This is a genomic window from Corynebacterium sp. HMSC06C06, assembly GCF_001807295.1.
GTDB lineage: Bacteria > Actinomycetota > Actinomycetes > Mycobacteriales > Mycobacteriaceae > Corynebacterium > Corynebacterium striatum.
In genome coordinates this window covers 72,047-91,667 of sequence record NZ_KV788492.1, presented here as the reverse complement: position 1 = coordinate 91,667, position 19,621 = coordinate 72,047, and the positions used below count along the sequence as shown (strand labels likewise).

19 protein-coding genes are annotated in these 19,621 nt (G+C 59.0%); 7 read left to right on the top strand and 12 right to left on the bottom strand.

All coding sequences use genetic code 11. From position 1 onward, the window contains the following. Nucleotides 1-5: 5 nt before the first annotated feature. The 5 genes from HMPREF3153_RS06980 to HMPREF3153_RS06960 all read right to left on the bottom strand — a co-directional run bounded on the left by HMPREF3153_RS06980 (nt 6) and on the right by HMPREF3153_RS06960 (nt 6,819). Complete coding sequence (locus HMPREF3153_RS06980) at nt 6-1,436, bottom strand: YkvI family membrane protein (RefSeq protein WP_070420426.1); 1,431 nt, start codon at nt 1,434-1,436, stop codon at nt 6-8. Between the two features lie 153 nt (nt 1,437-1,589). Beyond that, nucleotides 1,590-2,642, bottom strand: a complete 1,053-nt coding sequence (locus HMPREF3153_RS06975) for an NAD(P)-dependent alcohol dehydrogenase (protein WP_070420425.1) — start codon at nt 2,640-2,642, stop codon at nt 1,590-1,592. Nucleotides 2,643-2,726: 84 nt separating this feature from the next. Further along, a complete protein-coding gene (gene gatB, locus HMPREF3153_RS06970; RefSeq protein WP_070420424.1) occupies nt 2,727-4,232 on the bottom strand; it encodes an Asp-tRNA(Asn)/Glu-tRNA(Gln) amidotransferase subunit GatB in 1,506 nt (501 codons plus the stop codon). A gap of 144 nt (nt 4,233-4,376) precedes the next feature. Beyond that, on the bottom strand, nt 4,377-5,408 hold the full coding sequence (locus HMPREF3153_RS06965) for an ATP-dependent 6-phosphofructokinase (protein ID WP_034657607.1): 1,032 nt from the start codon (nt 5,406-5,408) through the stop codon (nt 4,377-4,379). A 10-nt stretch (nt 5,409-5,418) separates the two neighbouring features. Next, nucleotides 5,419-6,819: a DHA2 family efflux MFS transporter permease subunit gene (locus tag HMPREF3153_RS06960; RefSeq protein ID WP_049063761.1), complete on the bottom strand. Its 1,401-nt coding sequence runs from the start codon at nt 6,817-6,819 to the stop codon at nt 5,419-5,421. Nucleotides 6,820-6,866: 47 nt separating this feature from the next. Between HMPREF3153_RS06960 and HMPREF3153_RS06955 the strand changes: the two genes are divergently transcribed. Beyond that, complete coding sequence (locus HMPREF3153_RS06955; protein WP_005532119.1) at nt 6,867-7,190, top strand: hypothetical protein; 324 nt, start codon at nt 6,867-6,869, stop codon at nt 7,188-7,190. 144 nt (nt 7,191-7,334) lie between these two features. On the opposite strand, the gene HMPREF3153_RS06950 is transcribed toward HMPREF3153_RS06955, so the two are convergent. From HMPREF3153_RS06950 to gatC, 3 genes are read right to left on the bottom strand one after another with little or no spacing between them, the layout of a single operon-like run. Continuing rightward, a complete protein-coding gene (locus HMPREF3153_RS06950; RefSeq protein WP_070420423.1) occupies nt 7,335-8,144 on the bottom strand; it encodes a siderophore-interacting protein in 810 nt (269 codons plus the stop codon). 5 nt (nt 8,145-8,149) lie between these two features. Beyond that, nucleotides 8,150-9,634: an Asp-tRNA(Asn)/Glu-tRNA(Gln) amidotransferase subunit GatA gene (gatA, locus tag HMPREF3153_RS06945; RefSeq protein ID WP_070420422.1), complete on the bottom strand. Its 1,485-nt coding sequence runs from the start codon at nt 9,632-9,634 to the stop codon at nt 8,150-8,152. Then, nucleotides 9,634-9,936: an Asp-tRNA(Asn)/Glu-tRNA(Gln) amidotransferase subunit GatC gene (gatC, locus tag HMPREF3153_RS06940; protein WP_005532113.1), complete on the bottom strand. Its 303-nt coding sequence runs from the start codon at nt 9,934-9,936 to the stop codon at nt 9,634-9,636. Before gatC ends, gatA begins: the two co-directional genes overlap by 1 nt. Before the next feature lie 198 nt (nt 9,937-10,134). On the opposite strand from gatC, the gene HMPREF3153_RS06935 reads away from it, so the two are divergent. Continuing rightward, entirely contained in the window at nt 10,135-10,794 is a 660-nt protein-coding gene (locus HMPREF3153_RS06935) for an ACT domain-containing protein (RefSeq protein WP_046645562.1), read from the top strand. A gap of 17 nt (nt 10,795-10,811) precedes the next feature. Here HMPREF3153_RS06935 and HMPREF3153_RS06930 read toward each other — a convergent pair whose 3' ends face one another. Both HMPREF3153_RS06930 and ligA read right to left on the bottom strand, forming a co-directional pair. Further along, a complete protein-coding gene (locus HMPREF3153_RS06930; protein ID WP_049063727.1) occupies nt 10,812-11,573 on the bottom strand; it encodes an HAD family hydrolase in 762 nt (253 codons plus the stop codon). A 3-nt stretch (nt 11,574-11,576) separates the two neighbouring features. Continuing rightward, a complete protein-coding gene (ligA, locus tag HMPREF3153_RS06925) occupies nt 11,577-13,613 on the bottom strand; it encodes an NAD-dependent DNA ligase LigA (protein WP_165033284.1) in 2,037 nt (678 codons plus the stop codon). Between the two features lie 76 nt (nt 13,614-13,689). Here ligA and HMPREF3153_RS06920 point away from each other — a divergent pair, with 76 nt between their 5' ends. The 5 genes from HMPREF3153_RS06920 to HMPREF3153_RS06900 all read left to right on the top strand — a co-directional run bounded on the left by HMPREF3153_RS06920 (nt 13,690) and on the right by HMPREF3153_RS06900 (nt 17,555). After that, nucleotides 13,690-14,361 (top strand): 3'-5' exonuclease, encoded by a 672-nt coding sequence (locus HMPREF3153_RS06920; RefSeq protein ID WP_046645560.1) that lies wholly within the window; start codon nt 13,690-13,692, stop codon nt 14,359-14,361. A gap of 38 nt (nt 14,362-14,399) precedes the next feature. Next, on the top strand, nt 14,400-14,921 hold the full coding sequence (locus HMPREF3153_RS06915; RefSeq protein ID WP_046645559.1) for an ArsR/SmtB family transcription factor: 522 nt from the start codon (nt 14,400-14,402) through the stop codon (nt 14,919-14,921). Beyond that, entirely contained in the window at nt 14,921-15,931 is a 1,011-nt protein-coding gene (locus HMPREF3153_RS06910; protein WP_188311450.1) for a serine hydrolase domain-containing protein, read from the top strand. Before HMPREF3153_RS06915 ends, HMPREF3153_RS06910 begins: the two co-directional genes overlap by 1 nt. Further along, the gene (locus HMPREF3153_RS06905; RefSeq protein WP_049063734.1) at nt 15,928-16,239 is read left to right on the top strand and encodes a hypothetical protein; all 312 of its coding nucleotides are present in this window, start codon (nt 15,928-15,930) and stop codon (nt 16,237-16,239) included. The genes HMPREF3153_RS06910 and HMPREF3153_RS06905 overlap by 4 nt, the downstream gene beginning before the upstream one ends. Before the next feature lie 278 nt (nt 16,240-16,517). Further along, nucleotides 16,518-17,555 carry an AAA family ATPase gene (locus tag HMPREF3153_RS06900; protein WP_070420421.1) on the top strand — a complete coding sequence of 346 codons (1,038 nt, stop codon included), beginning with the start codon at nt 16,518-16,520 and terminating at the stop codon, nt 17,553-17,555. Here HMPREF3153_RS06900 and HMPREF3153_RS06895 read toward each other — a convergent pair whose 3' ends face one another. Continuing rightward, nucleotides 17,556-18,467, bottom strand: a complete 912-nt coding sequence (locus HMPREF3153_RS06895; protein WP_070420420.1) for a uroporphyrinogen decarboxylase/cobalamine-independent methonine synthase family protein — start codon at nt 18,465-18,467, stop codon at nt 17,556-17,558. Further along, the gene (gene mnmA, locus HMPREF3153_RS06890) at nt 18,467-19,552 is read right to left on the bottom strand and encodes a tRNA 2-thiouridine(34) synthase MnmA (protein WP_070420419.1); all 1,086 of its coding nucleotides are present in this window, start codon (nt 19,550-19,552) and stop codon (nt 18,467-18,469) included. Before mnmA ends, HMPREF3153_RS06895 begins: the two co-directional genes overlap by 1 nt. Nucleotides 19,553-19,621 lie beyond the last annotated feature (69 nt).

Below are 19,621 nucleotides of genomic sequence, written 5' to 3'. Positions count from 1 at the left end.
TTAAGCTATTTCGCGGCTTCTTCCCCTTCGGTAGCTTCTTCAACGGGTTCCTCCGGGTCTCCGGATGCGCCCGTTTCTTCGATCCAGGCCTTGATCTCTTCCTCCGTGCGATCTGTTTCTACAGCGTCACGCTCGGTATAGAAGGAAGCATCATTGCGGTTTTCCTCCCACACTTCCTTATCGAAATCAACGTCGTCATCGCTGTCGAGAGACTCGGCGACCTCGTAAGCAAGGTCGTCGAAAAGCGCCTCATCCTCCATGTTGGAGTCAACGATGTGCTGGCCGAGCTCGTCGTCAAAGCGCTCCGCATCATATTCCTTGTCCGGGTGCAGCTTCAGGTGCAGCAGTGCGCGGATTCGCTCACGACGTATGCCCTCATCCTTAATCTGGCCGAGCGACTTGAGCCACGCCACCGCCAAGATGAAGACTAGGACAATGCCCATGTAACCAAGAACCGGGTACACGTATTGCATCAGCGTCTTAAAGCCGGCGAAGGACACCGCGAAACCAGCAACACAACCAACAATAAAGATGATGCGGTAGCGGGCTTCATGCCCGGAGGAAAGACGCTTACCCAGGGCGTAGAACATTCCGATCGCGGTATTAAAGATCATCAGATAAATGATGACCGCCATGATCACGCCGAGCACTGGGTGAATGGAATCCACCAAGGTCAACATCGGAATATCAGAGTCCCCGAGCATCTCGGAGTTCATGAGCAATGCAAACCCGGCAACGCCCATGAGTACCGAATAGAGAGCGCCGCCGACGACGCCGCCCCAGCCAGCCTCACGCGGGCTAATGTTGTCGCCGCCAATAACAAGGGACATGGACACGGCCAGAATCAGAGCCAGACCGTTGTAGTTGAGCGCGGATACCAGCCAGTTAGAGATTGGTGACTCGATTTCTGCGGATGCTGCGATGGCCGCGCTCGGGTCTGCCGGCATATTCAGCGCAGTATAGATACCAACACCGATGACCGCGATGATGATGGTCGGAGTCAGCAAGCCAATCACCTGGGAAACCTTACTGACGTCCATCATGCCCACGGCAATCACCATGACCAGCATCAGCAAAGAACCAACCCAAGCAGGCCAGCCGAATTGTTGTTCCATGTTGGAACCCGCGCCGGCGAGCATCACGAAGCCCACGGCAAAGAGCGTCAAAATGACAGCCACGTCCAAGACTCGCGAGATGAATGGGTGAGTTACCTCGCGGAAGACCTGATTGTGCTCAGAAGCATGGAAGTAGCTTCCCAGCTGAAGGAACACGGTGCCCGCAAGCGTCATAACGATGCCGGCGACAATAATTCCCCACACGCCGGACAGGCCGAAGGACGTGAAGTACTGCACGACTTCCTGGCCAGTGGCAAAACCAGCACCGACGAGGAGGCCAACAAAGGACAAAGAAATGGACAGGATATTTTTCAAAGACACGGGTGTCTCATTGCCTTACTTGATAGACGATAGTCCCTTTCCACGATACGGAAAGCCGCACGTTATGAGGTTAAAGAACGGGGTGAGATTACGCCGCTTCCATAAAAAGCGTGACGTACCTCATCCCGTGGGGAATGCACCAAGGCCCGGCTCCTAGGCCGGGAAGGTCTCCGTATCGATAACGAACCGGAACTTCACACCACCCGCGACCACGCGGTCATACGCCGCATCGACCTCGTCGACGCTGACCTTTTCAATCACTGCGCCAAAGCCGTGTTCGGCACAGAAATCCAGCATCTCCTGGGTTTCCGCAATGCCGCCGATGTTGTTACCGGTGAGCACCTTGCCGCCGCCAATGATGCGGTTCATACGCAGCGACAGCGCCTCTGGCGGCAAGCCAACAACGGACATGATGCCGCGTGGCTTCAGCAACCCCAGATAAGCCTCTAGGTCGTATTGGGCAGAAATCGTAGACAGGATGAAGTCGAACTCGCCGCGATGGTTCTTGAAGAAGTCTTCCTCTTCATTCGTCGCAAGAATGCGAGCCGCACCAAGTTCCTTTGCTTCCTTCTCCTTTCGGGAGGTACGAGAAAGAACAGTTACGTCAGCACCCTTGGCTACAGCAATCTGGACGCCCATGTGGCCCAAACCACCAAGGCCCACAATCGCGACCTTGTCGCCTTCCTGCACGTTCCAGCGAGCCAGCGGCGAATACGTAGTAATACCTGCGCACAGCAAAGGTGCCGCGACGTCGAAGTTAAGGGAGTCAGGGATGTTCAGGACGAAGTTCTCATTAACCACGACTTTCTGGGCGTAACCACCTTGAGTGATGGTGCCGTCCACGTCCTTAGAGTTATACGTTCCGACGCCACCATTAAGGCAGTTTTGTTCCATTCCGGCCTGGCACTGCTCGCACTCGCCGCAGGAGTTCACGAGGCAGCCAACGCCCACACGGTCGCCGACCTTAAACTTGGTGACCTTATCTCCGACTGCGGAAACTACGCCCGCGATTTCATGGCCCACCGTCAGCGGAAAGTGGGCCTCTCCCCACTCGTTGCGAATGGTGTGGATATCGGAGTGACAGATGCCAGCGGCCTTAATATCGATGACAACGTCGTCTTCACGAGGATCGCGGCGCTCGATATCTACTACCTTGAAAGGCGCATCGGGCGCGGTCTTTTGCAGAGCTTTTGTCTTAATGGGCATGGGGACGATCCTACGCCAATTTTCATTATCGGCGTTTAATGGAAATCGTCCCCATGTAGCGAAGGTGCAAAGGCACCCAGTTAATTACTTAAGCTTCTCCGCAATCAGCTTGTTGACCTGTGCCGGGTCAGCCTTACCGCGGGTGGCCTTCATGACTGCACCCACGATTGCGCCGGTGACCTTGGTGTTGCCGGCCTTGTACTTCTCAACGATGTCTGGGTTAGCGGCAAGTGCCTCGTCCACGGCTGCCTCAATGGCACCGTCGTCACGCACAACCTCGAGCCCGCGCTTTGCGACGACCTCATCAACGTCACCCTCGCCTGCCAAGACGCCGTCGACAGCCTGGCGAGCAAGCTTATTCGTCAGCTTGCCCTCGTTAACCAAAGCCACAACCCGTGCGACCTGCTCCGGGGTGATTGCGAGCTCGGCCAGCTCGATACCGGCCTCGTTCGCCTTACCAGTCAGGTAAGAAACCCACCAAGAACGAGCCTCGTCCGGCTTTGCACCGGCTTCGGCAGTAGCGACGATAAGGTCAAGCGCATCGGCGTTTACCAGGTCGCGCATCTCCTCATCCTTAAGGCCCCACTCCTCTTGGATGCGGGCGCGGCGAATCCACGGCATCTCTGGAAGGGTCTTGCGGATCTCTTCGACCCAGTCACGGGAGACGATAACCGGCGGAAGGTCCGGATCGTTGAAGTAGCGGTAGTCCTCAGCGGTCTCCTTCGGACGGCCCTTAGAGGTGGATCCGTCAGCTTCTTGGTAGTGGCGGGTCTCCTGCACGATTTCGCCGCCGTCGGTGATGACCTGAGCCTGGCGCTGCATCTCGTAGCGCACTGCCTGCTCGACGGATTTCAGCGAGTTGATGTTCTTGGTCTCGGTACGGGTACCAAACTCCTCCTGGCCAATCGGGCGCAGGGAAAGGTTGGAGTCCACACGCATCGAGCCCTGGTCCATGCGCGCGTCAGAAACGCCGAGCGCTGCGACGAGCTCGCGAAGTGCAGAAACATATGCCTTAGCTACCTCTGGGGCGCGCTCACCCGCACCAATGATCGGCTTGGTGACGATCTCAATAAGCGGGATGCCTGCACGGTTGCAGTCAACCAGGGAGCTCGTCGCACCATGGATACGGCCGGTAGCGCCACCGATGTGGGTTAGCTTGCCGGTATCTTCCTCCATGTGTGCGCGCTCGATCTCCACACGCCACTCGGTGCCATCCTCCAGCACGACGTCTAGGTAACCGTCGTACGCGATAGGCTCATCGTACTGGGAAATCTGGTAGTTCTTTGGCTGGTCTGGGTAGAAGTAGTTCTTGCGAGCAAAGCGTGAAGATTCAGCAATCTTGCAGTTGAGCGCGAGACCAATCTTGATAGCGCCTTCGACGCCCTTAGAGTTCACAACCGGCAGTGCGCCCGGCAGACCCAAGGAAACTGGGTCTACGTTGGAGTTAGGAGCCGCATTGAAGTTCGTCGGCGATGTCGAAAACATCTTGGTCTCCGTGTTGAGCTCCACGTGAACTTCCATACCCATCACGGGTTCAAACTTTTCAAGGACCTCGTCGTAGTCCATCAGGTCATACATCGCAGCAGTCATGGGTGCCATCTTAGTATGAAGCCACGAACGCGCATGCATTCCCCTAGGATGGCCGATACGGTTGCGCACTACCTCGCATCCACTTCTAGGCAAAACGAAAAATGTCACCGCACAGGCGCGGTGACATTTTTATATATGTCCTATTTAGCCAAACAACGCTTGGGCGTTGGCATAACGCTTTGGCGGAACCGTCTTAAGCTTGCCCACTGCCTCTTCGAGCGGAACAAGATCGATGTTCTCGCCATGCAAAGCGACACACATACCGGACTTGCCCTCGTGAGCGGCACGAGCGGCGTGCACGCCGTAACGGGTAGCCAGAACGCGGTCGTAGGCAGTCGGCGTACCGCCACGCTGGATGTGGCCAAGAACGGTGGTACGAACGTCGTAGCCCGTACGCTTCTTGATTTCATCGCCGATGACTTGGCCAATGCCGTTGAAGGTCTGGTGACCGAACTGGTCTACCCCGCCTTCCTCGAACTCCATGGTGCCTTCCTTCGGCAGCGCACCCTCAGCCACGCAGATGATTCCGTACTTCTCGCCCATCTGGAAGCGGCGCTCCATAGCTTTGGTGATCTCAGCGATGTCAAATGGAACCTCTGGGATAACCGTGTAATGAGCGCCACCAGCCATGCCGGCATGCAATGCGATCCAACCCACGTGACGGCCCATGACCTCGACGATGAGGATACGGTCATGGGACTCAGCAGTGGTGTGCAGGCGGTCGATAGCGTCAGTAGCCACGGATACTGCGGTATCGAAACCAAAGGTGTAGTCCGTAGCGTTAACGTCGTTATCAATGGTCTTCGGAACGCCGATAACCGGGATTCCGTTGTCGGACAGCCACTTGGCGCCCTTGAGCGTTCCCTCGCCACCGATGGCGACCAATGCGTCAACACCCGCATCCGCCATGTTGGTCTTGATGGTGTCCAGCCCAGCCTTGAACTTGTCTGGGTGCAGGCGACCCGTGCCGAGGATGGTACCGCCTCGCAGGAGGATACGGTCGATCTCGGCATCGTCGTAAAGATCGCGACGGCGGTCCTCCATGAGGCCTACCCATCCGTCCTCGTAGCCCACGACGGTGGAGCCAAATTCGTTGGAAGCGGTGCGAACGACCGCGCGGATAACAGCATTCAGTCCGGGGCAGTCGCCGCCGGAGGTAAGTACAGCAAGGCGCATATTCTCCAACTTACCCCTGATGGGCCGCGCCCGCACCGTGCAGGGTGTCTCTGAAGAAGAGCGAGGCGCATAGTCCCACGGCAAGCACCGCGACAATCACCCATAACGATGTGGCAATCCCCGCCGCTTGCAGCGCCGCAGACACCCCAGCAACGCCGAGCACCGACCCCACTTGGCGCGAGGTGTTGTACACGCCCGAAGCAGCGCCCATGAGTTCCGGCGCAACGTCGCGCATGGTCGTCGCAGCATTCGAGCCCCAGATGAAGGACTGCCCGAAACCAAGCAAGGCGATAGGAGCACACATCCACCACGCAGAAACGTCACTGATGATGACCGCAAACGCCGCGCCAAACGATGCCACCAGGATGCTAAATCCGGTCATCGCCAAGCGCCGCGGGTCCAAGCGGTCAGCCAAGATGCCCGCCAATGGCGAGACCACCAGCGAAACAATCGCCATTGGAGCGACGATGATTCCCGCTGTCCCCGCCGGCATACCCTTTTCGTTCTGCAGCCAGAGCATGATGGGCAACATCATCGAGGCCGCCATAAAGCCCATTGTCACGATGGCCACGCTGCCTACCGAGTAATTCCTATCTGCAAAGAGCTGCAATGGCACTAGCGGCTCTGTTCCTCGCGCAGCTGCTGTTGCCTGCAAGCACATGAACCCCGCCAACGCGAGGCACCCAAACGCTAACAGCGCCCAAATCCACACCGGCCATCCCGTTGCCGGACCCTGCTGTATTCCAAACACCAGCGCCGTCAGGGCGAGGAAGGAAACAAATACCGACAGCACATCGATCTTGCGAGACGTCGTCTGGAGCACGGGTACCCAAATTGCCGAAAGCACCACGGCAGCGATAACGAAAGGCATGTGCACCCAAAAGACCGCTTGCCAGCCGAATGCACCGACCAAAAAGCCACCCAGCAATGGTCCAGTCAGCGAAGCAACCGAACCAATAACACCCCAGGCGCCCAGCGCGCGGCCGCGGCGTTCACGCGCGAACACGCGATTAATAACCGCCATCGTCTGCGGCATCTGCAACGAAGCACCAATACCCTGCACCGCACGGGCTGCAATCAATATCTGAATATTTGGCGCCAGCGCGCACATCAGCGCGCCGATACCAAACAAACTCACTCCACACTGGAACATCTTCTTTTGTCCGAAGACGTCTCCCAAGCGACCCGTGAACAACAGTGGCACGACCACCGCTAGCAAGTAAATGGCTGAGACCCACAGAACCTCATTGACGTTGGCTGACAAATCAGCCTGAATGCGAGGGAGGGCCACCGCAATCATCGATTGATCCAACAGGGAGACGAAAAATCCCAGGGAAAGCGCGAACATCGCGCGCCACGCATCGCGTTCCGGTGGCACCTCTGAGACGGCTGCAAAAGTGGGCACTGTCATGCCGGGAAGTCTAGCCATCTCCCCAAAAGGAAGCCTAAACTGACCCCATGTCCATGATTGATGTAAAGAAACCAAAGCAAGTATCCACCGCAACCACCGTTGCCCTTGGCCTCATCGGCGGCTGGGTAACCGCCAAAGAAACGGGTATCCGCCCTCTCGGTGGCGTAATCCTCGGCGCGGCGGGCATCTGGGCCGGCCGTTCCTGGCTCGACAAGACCAATCCTGCCACCACTGCCGCTCTGTCTGCGCTCTACCTCGGCGCATTCGGCGCTTCCCACCCCCTCGCTAAGAAGATCGGAGCGTGGCCGTCTGTCCTTACCGTGACTGCAGCCTCTGCGGGCGCTGCATACTTCCTTTCAGATGCAAAGTAACTTCGGCGACAGCCTAGGAGTTAAGTAGCAAACCAAATAAGGCGCCCTGTCAGCCACCCTTAAAGTAGGGAGGGCGGCCGAGGGCGCCTTATTCATCTCTCGTACAGTGTGTCCCACCCTCAAACAACGCGTGCGCTCAAAACCCTATCGCCGGTTCTTCCAGTATCCAGAGATCGACGCATCCTGCTTAGCGACGCCCCTCTCCCGGAACAGGTAGCGCCGCACATCCTTCACGATGCTCGACGGCCCACGCACGAACCAGGCCGTACGCGCGTGCTTTACGTTGTGTTCACGCAGGGCGTCGACAAGCGCCTGCCCTGCCGGCCCACCCTCCCGGTACAGCCACACCACCGACGAGCCCTCCGGCATCGGAATCTCGTGGCCCGGTGCTGCGACCTCCACGTAGGCAGTTGCGCTCGCCCCAGCCGGAATCCTCTCCAGGCCACAAGCAATCGCTGGTGCCGCCGACTCGTCGCCAGCAAACACAAACTCTTGAACCCCGGGCAGCGGTGTCGTCGGTGACCACTTGCCGCCTGGCCCCTTATAAGAAAACGTTTCTCCCACGTGCACATCACGCGCCCATGGTCCTGCCACCCCAACATCACCGTGGAAGAAGAAGTCGATCGCGATCTCTCCGGCGGCGGTGTCCACCTTGCGCAACGTGTACGAACGCGTCTGCTCACCGAAGAAAATCTTGATGTAGTGATCCGTCTTGTCTAAGGAAAGACCGACCATATCGGGCGCCTGAGCAAAGACCCGAATCATATCGACTGAAAGCTGCTGCTTGCCTGTCACGGTGGCGGTGCCATACCGCTTCTTAGCAACATGCTTGTGTGGCACCGCAGCGGGTGCGAGCTCGCCAGAAGAGAGAGCCTCACGTGCCGCACGGAACCCATCAGAGAATCCGGCGGCATAACCTGCCCGGAAGCCCTCGGTCCAGTCTTGCTCAGGCATCGCCGCTACTTTCGGCCAGCCTCGTATGCCGCGCCAACCTTGTAGAGGCGATCGTCGGCAAACGCTGGCGCCATGATCTGCAGACCGGTGGGCAGGTTCGTGTCCGACGCCAAGCCGGAAGGAACGGACATGCCGCACACGCCAGCCAGGTTCAGTGGCAGGGTGCACAGGTCGAAGTTGTACATCGCCATCGGATCCTCAACCTTCTCGCCCAGCTTGAAGGCCGTGGTCGGAGTGGTTGGGGAAACTAGGACGTCAACCTGCTCAAATGCCTTGGCAAAGTCCTGCGCAATGAGGGTACGCACGCGCTGTGCCTGCAGGTAGTACGCGTCGTAGTAACCCACGGACAGCGCGTAGGTGCCCAGCATGATGCGGCGCTTGACCTCGGGACCAAAGCCCTTAGCACGCGAGAGGGACATGACCTCTTCAGCAGAGTGCGTGCCGTCGTCGCCTTCACGCAGGCCGTAACGCATGCCATCGAAGCGAGCGAGGTTCGAGGAAACTTCGCACGGCATGATCAGGTAGTAAGCGGCCAGCGCATCATCAAAGTGTGGGCAGTCCACCTCGACAATCTCCGCGCCCTGCGCCTTGAGCTGCTCTACCGCGGCGTGGTAGGCCTCCATGACGCCCGGCTGCCAGCCATCGCGCTCGAACTGCTTGATGAGGCCAACCTTCACGCCCGAGAGGTCGCCGTTAGCACCCTCGCGGGCAGCAGCGACAACCGGAGCAACCGGCTTGTCCACCGAGGTGGCATCGAAGGAATCGTGGCCCGCGATGATCTCGTGCAGCAGTGCAGTATCCAGAACCGTGCGAGCGGTCGGACCAGCCTGGTCCAGCGAAGATGCGGCGGCGATCAGGCCGTAACGGGACACGGTGCCGTAGGTCGGCTTCACGCCAACGGTGTTGGTCAGGGCGGCCGGCTGACGAATGGATCCACCGGTATCGGTACCAATGCCCAGCGGTGCCTGGCCCGCAGCCAGTGCAGCGGCGGTGCCGCCGCCAGAACCGCCCGGGGTGCGGTCAGTATCGTACGGGTTATGGACTGGGCCATAAGCGGAGTTCTCATTGGAAGAACCCATGGCGAACTCGTCCAGGTTCGTCTTGCCCAGGATCGGGATGCCTGCCTCGCGCAGCTTGGTGACCAGTGTGGCGTCATAAGGAGACATCCAGCCTTCGAGCATCTTGGATGCTGCGGTGGTCGGTGCGTCGGTGGTAACCAGAAGGTCCTTAAGTGCCAATGGCACGCCAGCTAGAGCTGACGCCGGCTTCTCCCCCGCGTCGAGTGCCTTATCGACAGCGTCGGCGGTAGCGAGCGCCTGCTCTGCACCGACGTACAGGAACGCGTTGAGCTCGCCATCGGTCTCCGCGATGCGGTCCAAGAAAGCCTGGGTAACCTCGCGCGACGTCAGCTCGCGGGAGTGAATCTTCTCCGCCAGCTCCGCAGCGGTCATGGACAGAACTCCCTCGGTTGGAGCGATAAAAGTAGCCATTATTCGTCTCCTCCACCCAGAATCTGCGGTACTACGAAACGCTCATCCTCTGCAGCCGGAGCCTGGTCCAAAGCCTGCTCGGCGGTCAGCGTGCGAACAATGACGTCCTCACGCATCGGGGCAACAACGGAGTGCGGGTGGGACATCGGCTCAACACCCTCGGCATCGACCTTGCCCACGGCAGACACGGAATCGACAATCTTGTCGATCTGCGTCGCAAACTGCTCCAGCTCTTCGTCGCTCAGCGCGAGGCGCGACAGCTTAGCCAGGTGCGCGACCTCTTCACGCGAAATCTCAGACACGCGTTCTCCATCCTTTTATTCACAGACGTGATTGGTTACATGCTTGTAGCTATCGCACCATGTTACTGCACCCAACCGGACACCACAGCACCAGTCCCACCTGCAGGTAACGATATGGATACACCCGCGTCTTTATTGAACAGCGTCAATTGCGGCTTGTACGATGGTAAAAACTATTCCTCCTACCGAAAGTTAGTCATGTCCTTCCTCGTACGCGTCCTCATTCCAGACACACCTGGCAGTTTAGGCTTGCTGGCGGACGCGTTAGGCAACGTCAATGCCAATATTCAATCGGTAGACATCGTGGAAAACTTCCCCGACGGAACTGTCATGGATGACATTGTCATCGAACTTCCGCAAGGGACCATGGCGGATGAGATTATTACAGCCGCGCAAGGCGTCGACGGCGTAGAGATCGACTCCATCCGACCATTTAGTGGCCGCGTCGACCGCCGCGGCCAGATTAGCTTGCTTGCCGACGTCGCTTCCAAGAACAACGTCACCGCCGCTATGCAGGAAGTATGCGCTGCAATCCCGAAGGCACTTACCTCTAACTGGGCCATCGTAATCAACATCAATGCCCCCATCAGCCGCGTGGCTGGCTCCGATGCCGCACCAGAAGATGACGGCTCCATCCCCACTAGCATCGCCGTAGACACCGCCCGAGTCCTTCACCCTGAGCGCGAGGACTGGATCCCTGAGTCCTGGGCACTCCTTGATTCTGCACTAGCCGCTGCCCCCCTCGTTGGCACCGACTACGTCATCGTAATGGGCCGCGTCGGTGGACCTGACTACCTCGCATCAGAGGTCGAGCACCTTGGACACTTGGGAACTATCTTGGGGGCATTCCTGCGCTAGTTGCGCAAAGAGCCGCATTAGTTTTCTAGGCCCCTCAAGGCCGTGATCACGTCTTCGGCAACAACATCGCATGCCGCCTGCACCTCAGGCGCGGCCCACGGAAAGGTTACCGAGACGTCGGCAAGCGCATGCATGGGCAGGTCGTTGTGTCCATCGCCAAAGGTGATCACCTGCATCTCGGCACGGGGGCGGTGCAGGTACTCGAGCAACCAGTTGATAGCGAACCCCTTGTCATGGCCCGGCGGCGTGATATCGAAGAAATTCCGGTTCATCGCCGTACCAACGTCGAAGCGCTGCCGCACCCACGAGGCGATCTCCAGCTGCAGGTTCTTCTGCCCCGGCGTCCACACCGCCACCAACGGAAAGACACCAGCGTTAAGCTCAACCGGAACTGGGTCTTTAATAATCGGGTTGTGCAACCCTTCTACCTTGCGCAGCAGCGCCCCGTCACGCTCACGCAGCCGCGTGCAATACAGGTCGATAGCCGGGACGTCGTGAAGCTTGGTATAAACCGCTTCGACCACCGCCGGTGGCACGTGGCTTTCATAGAGCAGGTTCCACTCGCCGTCCATGATGACGGTCCCGTTACACAGCAGGTAGTAATCAAATTCGAGCCCCGAGCCACGCAAGTCGCGGCGCGCAGAGAATGCAGACTTGCCCGTGGTCACCACCGCTAAGTTGCCGGCGGCACGCCAAGCGGCGATTTCCTCCGCAATGCCATCAGGCACACTTCCGTCGAAGTAGACGGTGCCGTCCAGGTCAAAGGCCGCCAGCTTCATCGCCTAAGCTTCACCCGTCTCCAACAAGCGCTGGAATCCGGCTTCATCCAGGATGGTAAGACCCAGCTCACGCGCCTTGGTTTCCTTAGAACCAGCGTTCTCACCGACCACCACGTAGTCCGTTTTCTTGGACACCGAGCCCGACGCCTTGCCGCCGCGCGTAATGATGGCCTCCTTGGCCGAGTCGCGAGAGAAGTTCTCCAGCGTGCCCGTCACCACGATGGTCAAGCCTTCCAGGGTCTGCTCGTGTTGCTCCGTAGCGGTATCCTCCATGGTCACGCCTGCGGCAGCCCACTTCTCGACGATGTTGCGATGCCAATCTTCCTCGAACCACGCTTTAAACGACGCCGCGATGATCCCGCCTACGCCGTCGGTATCCGCGAGGTCGCTTTCCGACGCTGCCCGCAGCGCCTCCATCGAGCGATACCTAGTGGCCAGTGCACGCGCTGCAATCGGGCCAACGTGGCGAATGGACAGGCTGACAAGCACTCGCCAAAAATCAGTCTGCCGCGCGCTTTCCAAGTTCTTCAACAGCTTCTTGCCTTGCGCGTTGAGCTTGCCTGCTTTTGTCGTATAGGCAGAGGACTTCAGAAGCTTTTCTTCGTCGAGGTCGAAAAGATCCGCTTCGTCAACAAGCACGCCCGACTCAATGAGATCTACCGCGGCCTTCTCCCCCAATGCCTCAATGTCCATACCCTTGCGGGAGGCCAAGTACTCAAGGCGCGCGGAAAGCTGAGCTGGGCAGCTACGTGTATTCGGGCAACGCCAGTCTTGGTCGCCGTCTTTTTGCGGTGCCAGCTTGGTGCCGCAGGAAGGACAATTCTCCGGAAATACCCACTCGTGCACGGAGTCATCCCGCAGCTCCAGAACCGGTCCCAGCACCTCAGGGATAATCTCGCCGGCCTTGCGGATGACAATGGTATCGCCAATCATCACGCCCTTGTTCTTTACCTCGAACTGATTGTGGAGGGTCGCCTTCGACACCGTGGAGCCTGAGACAAACACCGGCTCCATCACCGCGAATGGCGTGATCCTGCCCGTGCGACCCACTCCTACCTCAATGTCCAGCAGCTTGGTGGTCACCTCCTCAGGCGGGTATTTATAAGCGATGGCCCAACGCGGCGCGCGGGACGTCGCACCCAACGCACGCTGCGAAGCCAAGTCGTCGACCTTGACCACGAGGCCGTCCATTTCAAAATAGGCGTCATGGCGGTGTTCCGCCCAGTGATTGATTTCCTTTTGCACTGCGGCCGCTGATTTAACCTGCTTGGTGTACGGCGAGACTGGGAATCCCCAGGCCTCCAAGGCCTGGTAGGCATCATGTTGGGAGCTTGGTTGGAAGCCATCACGTGCGCCAATACCGTGGCACACCATGTGTAGGCGGCGCTTCTTCACCTCGTTGGGGTCCTTCATGCGCAGGCCACCTGCCGCAGCATTACGCGGGTTGGCAAACGTCGGCTTGCCATCCTCGCGGCGCGCCGCGTTGATCTCCGCAAACTCGTCAGGGCGCATGTAGACCTCGCCGCGAACCTCAATCAGCGCCGGCACAGGATACTCATCGGTGCCGCTTAGCTCGTGCGGGATATCCGTAATCACCTTGGCATTGGCGGTTATGTCCTCTCCCACGCGGCCGTCGCCACGGGTTGCCGCCGTGGTCAGCTTGCCATCCCGATAGACCAAGTCGATGGACAGGCCATCAATCTTCAGCTCAGTCAGGTACGTCTGCGCCGGCGTTCGGTCGAGCCAATCCTGCATCTCCGATTCATTGAATACATTGTCCAAGCTGTAGAGGCGCTCCAAGTGCTCAATATCCGCAGCGCCCTCCGGCGCCGCGCCAACCTGTTGGGTGGGCGAATCAGGAACAGCCAACTCAGGATGCTCTGCCTCAAGCTTGAGCAGGCGCTGAAACAGTTCGTCAAAGTCAGCATCAGGGATCGAAGGCTCACCGTTGTAATAGAGCTCGCGGTGCTTACGCACTTCTTGCGCAAGCTCGGACCACTTTCGTTGGATATCTACGGAGTTTTCTGCAGAGTTAGTCACGGTCAACCAGTCTAGTCATCACCTCCGACACCGAGTGCCACAGTCCGTGTCCGATCCAAGCGCTAGAGTGTTTCACATGAACTTCGACGCCACCCGCATGCTCTCCTTCGACCTCGAAACCACCTCCGTCAACCCCAAAGAAGCGCGCATCGTCACCTCTGCGTTGGTGCGCATTGATGGACGCGACGTCGACAAACGCGAAATGCTCGCAGACCCCGGCGTGGAAATCCCCGAGGCAGCCGCCAAGATCCATGGCATCACCACTGAAAAGGCACGCGCGGAGGGCCAGCCACACGACGAAGTCCTAGCCGAGACGCTCCGCTCCATCCGTCAGGCGTGGGACGACGGTCTGACGCTCATCGTCTACAACGCCGCCTATGACCTCTCCGTTTTGCGCGCACTCACGGGCGATTTCACGGTTGACGGTCCGGTTTTCGATCCCTTCGTCATCGACCGAGTCAAGGACAAGTGGCGCAAGGGCAAGCGCACGCTTGGCGACGTTTCTGCACACTACGGCGTCACCCTCGAAAACGCTCACGAAGCAACCTCGGACGCACTCGCCGCAGCTCGCATCGCCTGGATGCAGGTGCGTCAGCACTTCCCAGAACTGGCCCAAATGGACACCACCGAGCTCATGGAGTACCAGGCCGTCGAGTGGTACAAGGACCGCGAGTCCTTCAAGAAGTACTTGGAAGGCCAAGGTAAGGACGCAAGCGACATCTCCACCGCTTGGCCAATGATTGGCTAAATATTGCGACATTTTTAAAATTCTGGAATTCTATAAATATGAATTCCAGAACTTCCGCACCTCAACTCGAAGCCCGCCTCGCCGCCCTCGAGGCCCGTGTCGAGGCTCTCGAAGGGCAGCACTCGGTCACTCCGCCCCCAGCACCCACCTCCGATTCCCGCTACTGGCTCGTCGAGGCCCTCGAAGAAGGGCCCGACATTCCCGACGGCTCCGTCATCTTTGGCGGCGACGTCACCATCGGCAATCGCGAGTACAAATACCAATGGCAGCGCCCCACCCAATTCGTCACCGACGAGTCTTGGGAAGAAAGCATCAAGCGTCTTAGCGCCATCGCACATCCCACCCGCGCGGAGATCCTGCGTCGCCTCCTGTGTGCGCCCGCCAGCGTCAGCGACCTTGTGCAGGAGGGGCTGGCTAGCTCGACAGGAACCGCATATCACCACCTCAACGAACTCAGCAGCGCCGGGTGGATCGCCAAATCCAAGTCCGGCGCCTTCGAAATCCGGCCGGCCCGCGTCATCCCCCTCATGACAATCATCACGGCGGTGGAGGCACACTAATGAACTTTTCCATTGGCAAACTCGCAATCGGATTCCTGGTCGCTGCTCTCGTAGCAGCCGGCCTTGTCCTGGTAGGCCCTCACCGCATCGCCCTGGCAACCGAGGCCACTGGCTCGACCGACCTAGCCCAGAAGCTGCGTGACAATGCACAGCGCGGACACCACAATCTGACGGCCTTTACGCTGTCGAACGGCAAGGTCTCCTTCGCAGGCCTTGGCGCCGACGAACATACCGAGGTCGAAATCGGCTCCGTAACCAAGATGTTCACCGCTGAACTGCTGCGCCAGGAGGTTGAGAGCCAGCATCTGACCTACGAAACCAAGGTGGGCGAGGTCCTCGACACCGGCGACTCCCCCATTAGCGACGTCACCCTCACCGAGCTCACCGAGCACACCTCGGGACTTCCCCGCCTCGCCCAAGGCACCAGCTTTCTTAGCTTAACCTCGGCTTTTAGCGGCAAGAATCCCTACGCCAACGAGACCAAGGCAGACATCCTCTCCGCCGCCAAGGACGCGAAATTAACGGGCCGCGGCACCGAGTCCTATTCCAACCTCGGATACGCCTTGTTGGGCTTGGTGCTAGAAGAGTCCTCCGGCAAATCCTACGAGCAGCTCCTACGATCCAACATCCTCGAGCCCGCCGGCATGGAGGAGACTTACCTCATGAGCCTAGGGGCAGTGCCTGACAACGCCTCGCGCGGGCTGACCAATCGCGGCAGAAGCGCCGAACCCTGGGAGATGCCCGGCACAGGTCCAGCCGGCGCTATCCGTTCGACTGCACACGACATGACTAAGTTTGCCGAGTGGATGCTCGCGTACGGCGACTTCACCCATGGCTGGCAAGAAAACCCAGTCGAGGACGGCGGCGGCTTCTGGCACAACGGCGGCACCTACGGCTATTCCTCGATGCTCATCATTGACCCACGCACTCGCCACGCAGCCTTCGTCAACAACGATTCCCCTGCCGGGACCGAAAACATCACGCGAACCATCTTCAAGGAGCTGCCATGATGGACTATTTACCCCTGCTGGTCACCGCATTTTTCCTCTGCAACATCGTCTGGTCCATATGGAAGTCCTGGACCGCTCCGAAAATCACGAGCTACCGCATTTTCGATGCCGTGATAACCTGGCTCGTCGTCGCTTTTCTCGGAGGTGTACTCGGCTGGAACAGCTCGCTGAGCATCTGGTGGTGGTATGCGCTCGTGGCGCTGACCGCGCTTTATGCGGGCGCAGTCGCGCTACGCCTACAGATCCCCCGCGTCGCGCACGAGCATCTTCACCAGCAATCGCAAAACCAATGCGGCGTCCCTCGCTGAGATGTTCGCCCAAGCCGTCGATGTTCTGCCCAGTCTCCAACCCCTTGAACAAGGTGATGAAAGTACCTGCCGCGGCTGCCATCTCCCACAAAGGTTCAGCGTGGAGATAGTCAGCACCAAAAGATTCGAGCGTATCGAAGGCCACTTCAGCCGGTTGGTAGTCATGACGGCACTTTATGCTGGAAAGTGGCCTTTCACAGAAAGTCTCCCAAATCTCCGACCCTCGAGAAGTCTCCCAAATCTCCAGAATCTCCCATCTTGAGGTAGCCTTGCCGTCTATGGGCACCCGCAGTAATCCTTTCCGCCCCACCTTCGGAGTCCCGCCTCTTTATTGGGTGGGCCGCACTGCTGTGCTCGATGCATTCCGCAATGCCCTGCAGTCCCCAGCCGGCGTCTCCGCTCGCACGATGATCGTCAGCGGTGCGCGCGGTATCGGAAAGACAGTTCTGCTCAATGAACTGGAGGATTCTGCGAAAGCACAAGGCTGGATATGCATTCGAGCTTCTGGGCGCACCAACATGGTCGAGGAGCTCGTCGAGACCACCATTCCGCGGTTGATCGAGCAACTCGCGTCCCGAGATAAGCGGAAAATCAACCGCATCGGAATCGGCGGGGTCGGAATTCTGCTCAGCATCGACGAAGTTCAAGACGCCTCAGTAGAAGACCTCACTTCTATCGCAGTGGCCTACCAGGATCTCCTGCGCGATGAGCTCGACATTTCCTTTGTCGCCGCCGGATTGCCGCAAGGCGTCAACCGCCTGCTCGATCTCCCAGGCGTTACTTTCTTACGCCGCGCCCAAAGATTCGTTCTGGGTCCGCTTTCTGCAGGCAACGCCTCCGAAGCCTTTACTGCCACCGCAGCTGACTCGGGCCTTAATTTCTCATCGGAGGCAATCAGCAAGGCCGTCGAGCTGTCGAAGGGCTACCCATACCTCGTTCAGCTGGTGGGTTCCTTGGCTTGGGAGCGCGCATACGCCCGCGACGAGACCCAGATTGAAGCTTCAGACGTAGACAGCATTGCCGACGAAGCCATTTCCATCCTGTGCACTCAAGTGCACTTGCCCGCCGCGTCTTCGCTGCCTCCTGCTCAGCGCCAGTTCCTTGACTCGATGTCTAGTGCTTCCGTTGATGGCATCGCCACGATTACGGAGATTGCAGAAAGCCAAGGCCGCACGGTCCGCTCGCTTTCGGCAACGCGCCAAAGGCTTATCGACGCCGACCTCATCGAGCCCGCCGCCCACGGCGAGCTGCAATTCGTCATCCCCTACATGGAGCGCTTCTTCAACTCCACCGACAAACTCGGCAGGGTCGACTAGCTAGAGATCACCGGCGTCGCGCACCAACATGCCCGCCGTCTCCACGACCGAGCGCAGCGTGCTTGCCGACGCCTCCCTTGGCACCACGTCCACCGCATCCACCAGCAGCTGCCGTGGCATACCCATGCGGTCAAAGTGCCGGGCCACAGCCACTGCTTCTGCCCGCGCATCGACACCCGCGATTGCGAAACCGATTCGCTTGCCTTCGCTTAAGAACTCGCCAAGGCCATCGATGTTCTTTGCCGTGTCGAGCCCAACGAAGTCAGTCACGAATGTTTCCGCGGCATCGACGATTTCCCAATGCGTCCCCGAAACGAGATAGTCCGCACCCAACTCCTTGAGCTTCTCCCGAGCAACTTCCGCTGGGATCGCGCGAATCTCGTCAAAGTCGGTGGTACCGGGGACCTTTCCAGTAAGGACGTCGCCAATTAATGGCTCATCCACCTGCACCCGCACCTGACCGTGAAAACGCCGCTGCAACTTAGCCACGTGATCGGCGATGCCCATCTGCAGGGCTTCATGCAGATCGCGGGTAGCACCGGCGTCGGAAAGCACACGGTGTCCATTCGCAAGTTCTACCGCCGCTGCTAAGCTCCACGGCCCCATAACCTGCATCTTTAAAGCGGGAACAGACTCGCCCCATACCTCTTGGATGGCGTCCAAATCACGCTCCCACAGATCCCAGGTGCGTCGCATCATCAGCTGTGGGCACTGGGTCATCTGCCACGCGCGTGGGCCGCGGTCAACGTTGACCGCTTCTAAAAGCGCGGCCGTAGAGCCCACGGCATCCGCACCAAGCCCGCGCTCGGGAAGCTGCGGAATCGCCGGCAGATGCCCAGACTCGCCCATCACGATGTCGGCAGCCTCCGTCATGGAAACCCCACGCATCGGACCCAACGAAAAGCCCGTCACTATGCCGTCCCGCAGATGGTTCCGGAACCCAAGACGATGTCGCCCAGCTCATCGGGGCTTGGCAGGTACAGCACTGCAGCTTGGCCGCGTGCGACACCCGAGAGGGGTTGCTTCAGCTCCAGCGTCATCTTGTCGCCTTCACGATCCACGTATGCCTTGCAAGGCACAACCGACCCGTGCGCGCGAACCTGAACCTCGCACTCCAGCTCGCCGTCCATGGCCGGGTGCAGATACTTCAGGCGATCTGCCTGAATCGTTGAAACCGCCAAATCCTCGCGCGCGCCTACCGTCACCGTTCCTGTTGCAGCGTCGATATCCGTGACATAGCGCGGGCGCCCGTCCGCCGTGGGCTCCTTAATGTCAAGGCCCTTGCGCTGACCGATGGTGTAGTTCCACGCACCATCATGTTGCTTGAGCTCCTGGCCCTCCTGGTCCACGATCATGCCCGGACGCAAACCGATTCGGGAGCCCAAAAATACCTGCGTATTGCCATCCGGAATAAAGCAAATGTCGTAGGAATCGGGCTTCTTCGCTGTGGAAAAGCCATGCCGCGCCGCTTCCTCGCGAATCTGCGGCTTTGGGGTATCACCAATCGGGAAGTAGCAATGCTCGAGCTCTTCTGCGGAAATCACGCCGAGAACATAGGACTGATCCTTGTTCTCGTCCTTGGAACGGCGCATGTAGCCGGCGTCGTCAAGCGTGGCGTAATGGCCCGTGGCTACGGCATCGAAGCCGAGCGCCATGCCCTTTTGGAGCAGCGCCCGGAACTTGATCTTCTCGTTGCACCGCAGACAAGGATTCGGCGTCTCGCCGCGGGCATAAGAATCCACGAAGTCCCCGATGACCTCCTCTTTAAACTGCTCGGAAAAATCCCACACGTAGAAAGGAATGCCCAGCTTGTCACAGATGCGACGCGCGTCTGCAGAGTCCTCCAAGGAGCAGCAGCCTCGCGCCTTCTCACGGGTCTGCTGAGCATCCTTATGTAGGGCCAAGTGCACGCCCACGACGTCGTGGCCTGCCTCCACCGCTCGGGCTGCAGCCACCGAGGAATCGACGCCACCTGACATCGCAACGAGAACTCGCACACATACTCCTTTACTTCGGCCGAATACGTTACTCTTTTTCTCCTTTTAGGCCCAACGACAATCGCAGCT

What these genes read in the sequence shown, in the direction of transcription:
- HMPREF3153_RS06975 (WP_070420425.1), bottom strand. Translation starts at nt 2,642, where the DNA reads ATGCCCATTAAGACAAAAGCTCTGCAAAAGACCGCGCCCGATGCGCCT.
- gatB (WP_070420424.1), bottom strand. Translation starts at nt 4,232, where the DNA reads ATGACTGCTGCGATGTATGACCTGATGGACTACGACGAGGTCCTTGAA.
- HMPREF3153_RS06965 (WP_034657607.1), bottom strand. Translation starts at nt 5,408, where the DNA reads ATGCGCCTTGCTGTACTTACCTCCGGCGGCGACTGCCCCGGACTGAAT.
- HMPREF3153_RS06960 (WP_049063761.1), bottom strand. Translation starts at nt 6,819, where the DNA reads ATGACAGTGCCCACTTTTGCAGCCGTCTCAGAGGTGCCACCGGAACGC.
- HMPREF3153_RS06955 (WP_005532119.1), top strand. Translation starts at nt 6,867, where the DNA reads ATGTCCATGATTGATGTAAAGAAACCAAAGCAAGTATCCACCGCAACC.
- HMPREF3153_RS06950 (WP_070420423.1), bottom strand. Translation starts at nt 8,144, where the DNA reads ATGCCTGAGCAAGACTGGACCGAGGGCTTCCGGGCAGGTTATGCCGCC.
- gatA (WP_070420422.1), bottom strand. Translation starts at nt 9,634, where the DNA reads ATGGCTACTTTTATCGCTCCAACCGAGGGAGTTCTGTCCATGACCGCT.
- HMPREF3153_RS06935 (WP_046645562.1), top strand. Translation starts at nt 10,135, where the DNA reads ATGTCCTTCCTCGTACGCGTCCTCATTCCAGACACACCTGGCAGTTTA.
- HMPREF3153_RS06930 (WP_049063727.1), bottom strand. Translation starts at nt 11,573, where the DNA reads ATGAAGCTGGCGGCCTTTGACCTGGACGGCACCGTCTACTTCGACGGA.
- HMPREF3153_RS06920 (WP_046645560.1), top strand. Translation starts at nt 13,690, where the DNA reads ATGAACTTCGACGCCACCCGCATGCTCTCCTTCGACCTCGAAACCACC.
- HMPREF3153_RS06915 (WP_046645559.1), top strand. Translation starts at nt 14,400, where the DNA reads ATGAATTCCAGAACTTCCGCACCTCAACTCGAAGCCCGCCTCGCCGCC.
- HMPREF3153_RS06910 (WP_188311450.1), top strand. Translation starts at nt 14,921, where the DNA reads ATGAACTTTTCCATTGGCAAACTCGCAATCGGATTCCTGGTCGCTGCT.
- HMPREF3153_RS06905 (WP_049063734.1), top strand. Translation starts at nt 15,928, where the DNA reads ATGATGGACTATTTACCCCTGCTGGTCACCGCATTTTTCCTCTGCAAC.
- HMPREF3153_RS06900 (WP_070420421.1), top strand. Translation starts at nt 16,518, where the DNA reads ATGGGCACCCGCAGTAATCCTTTCCGCCCCACCTTCGGAGTCCCGCCT.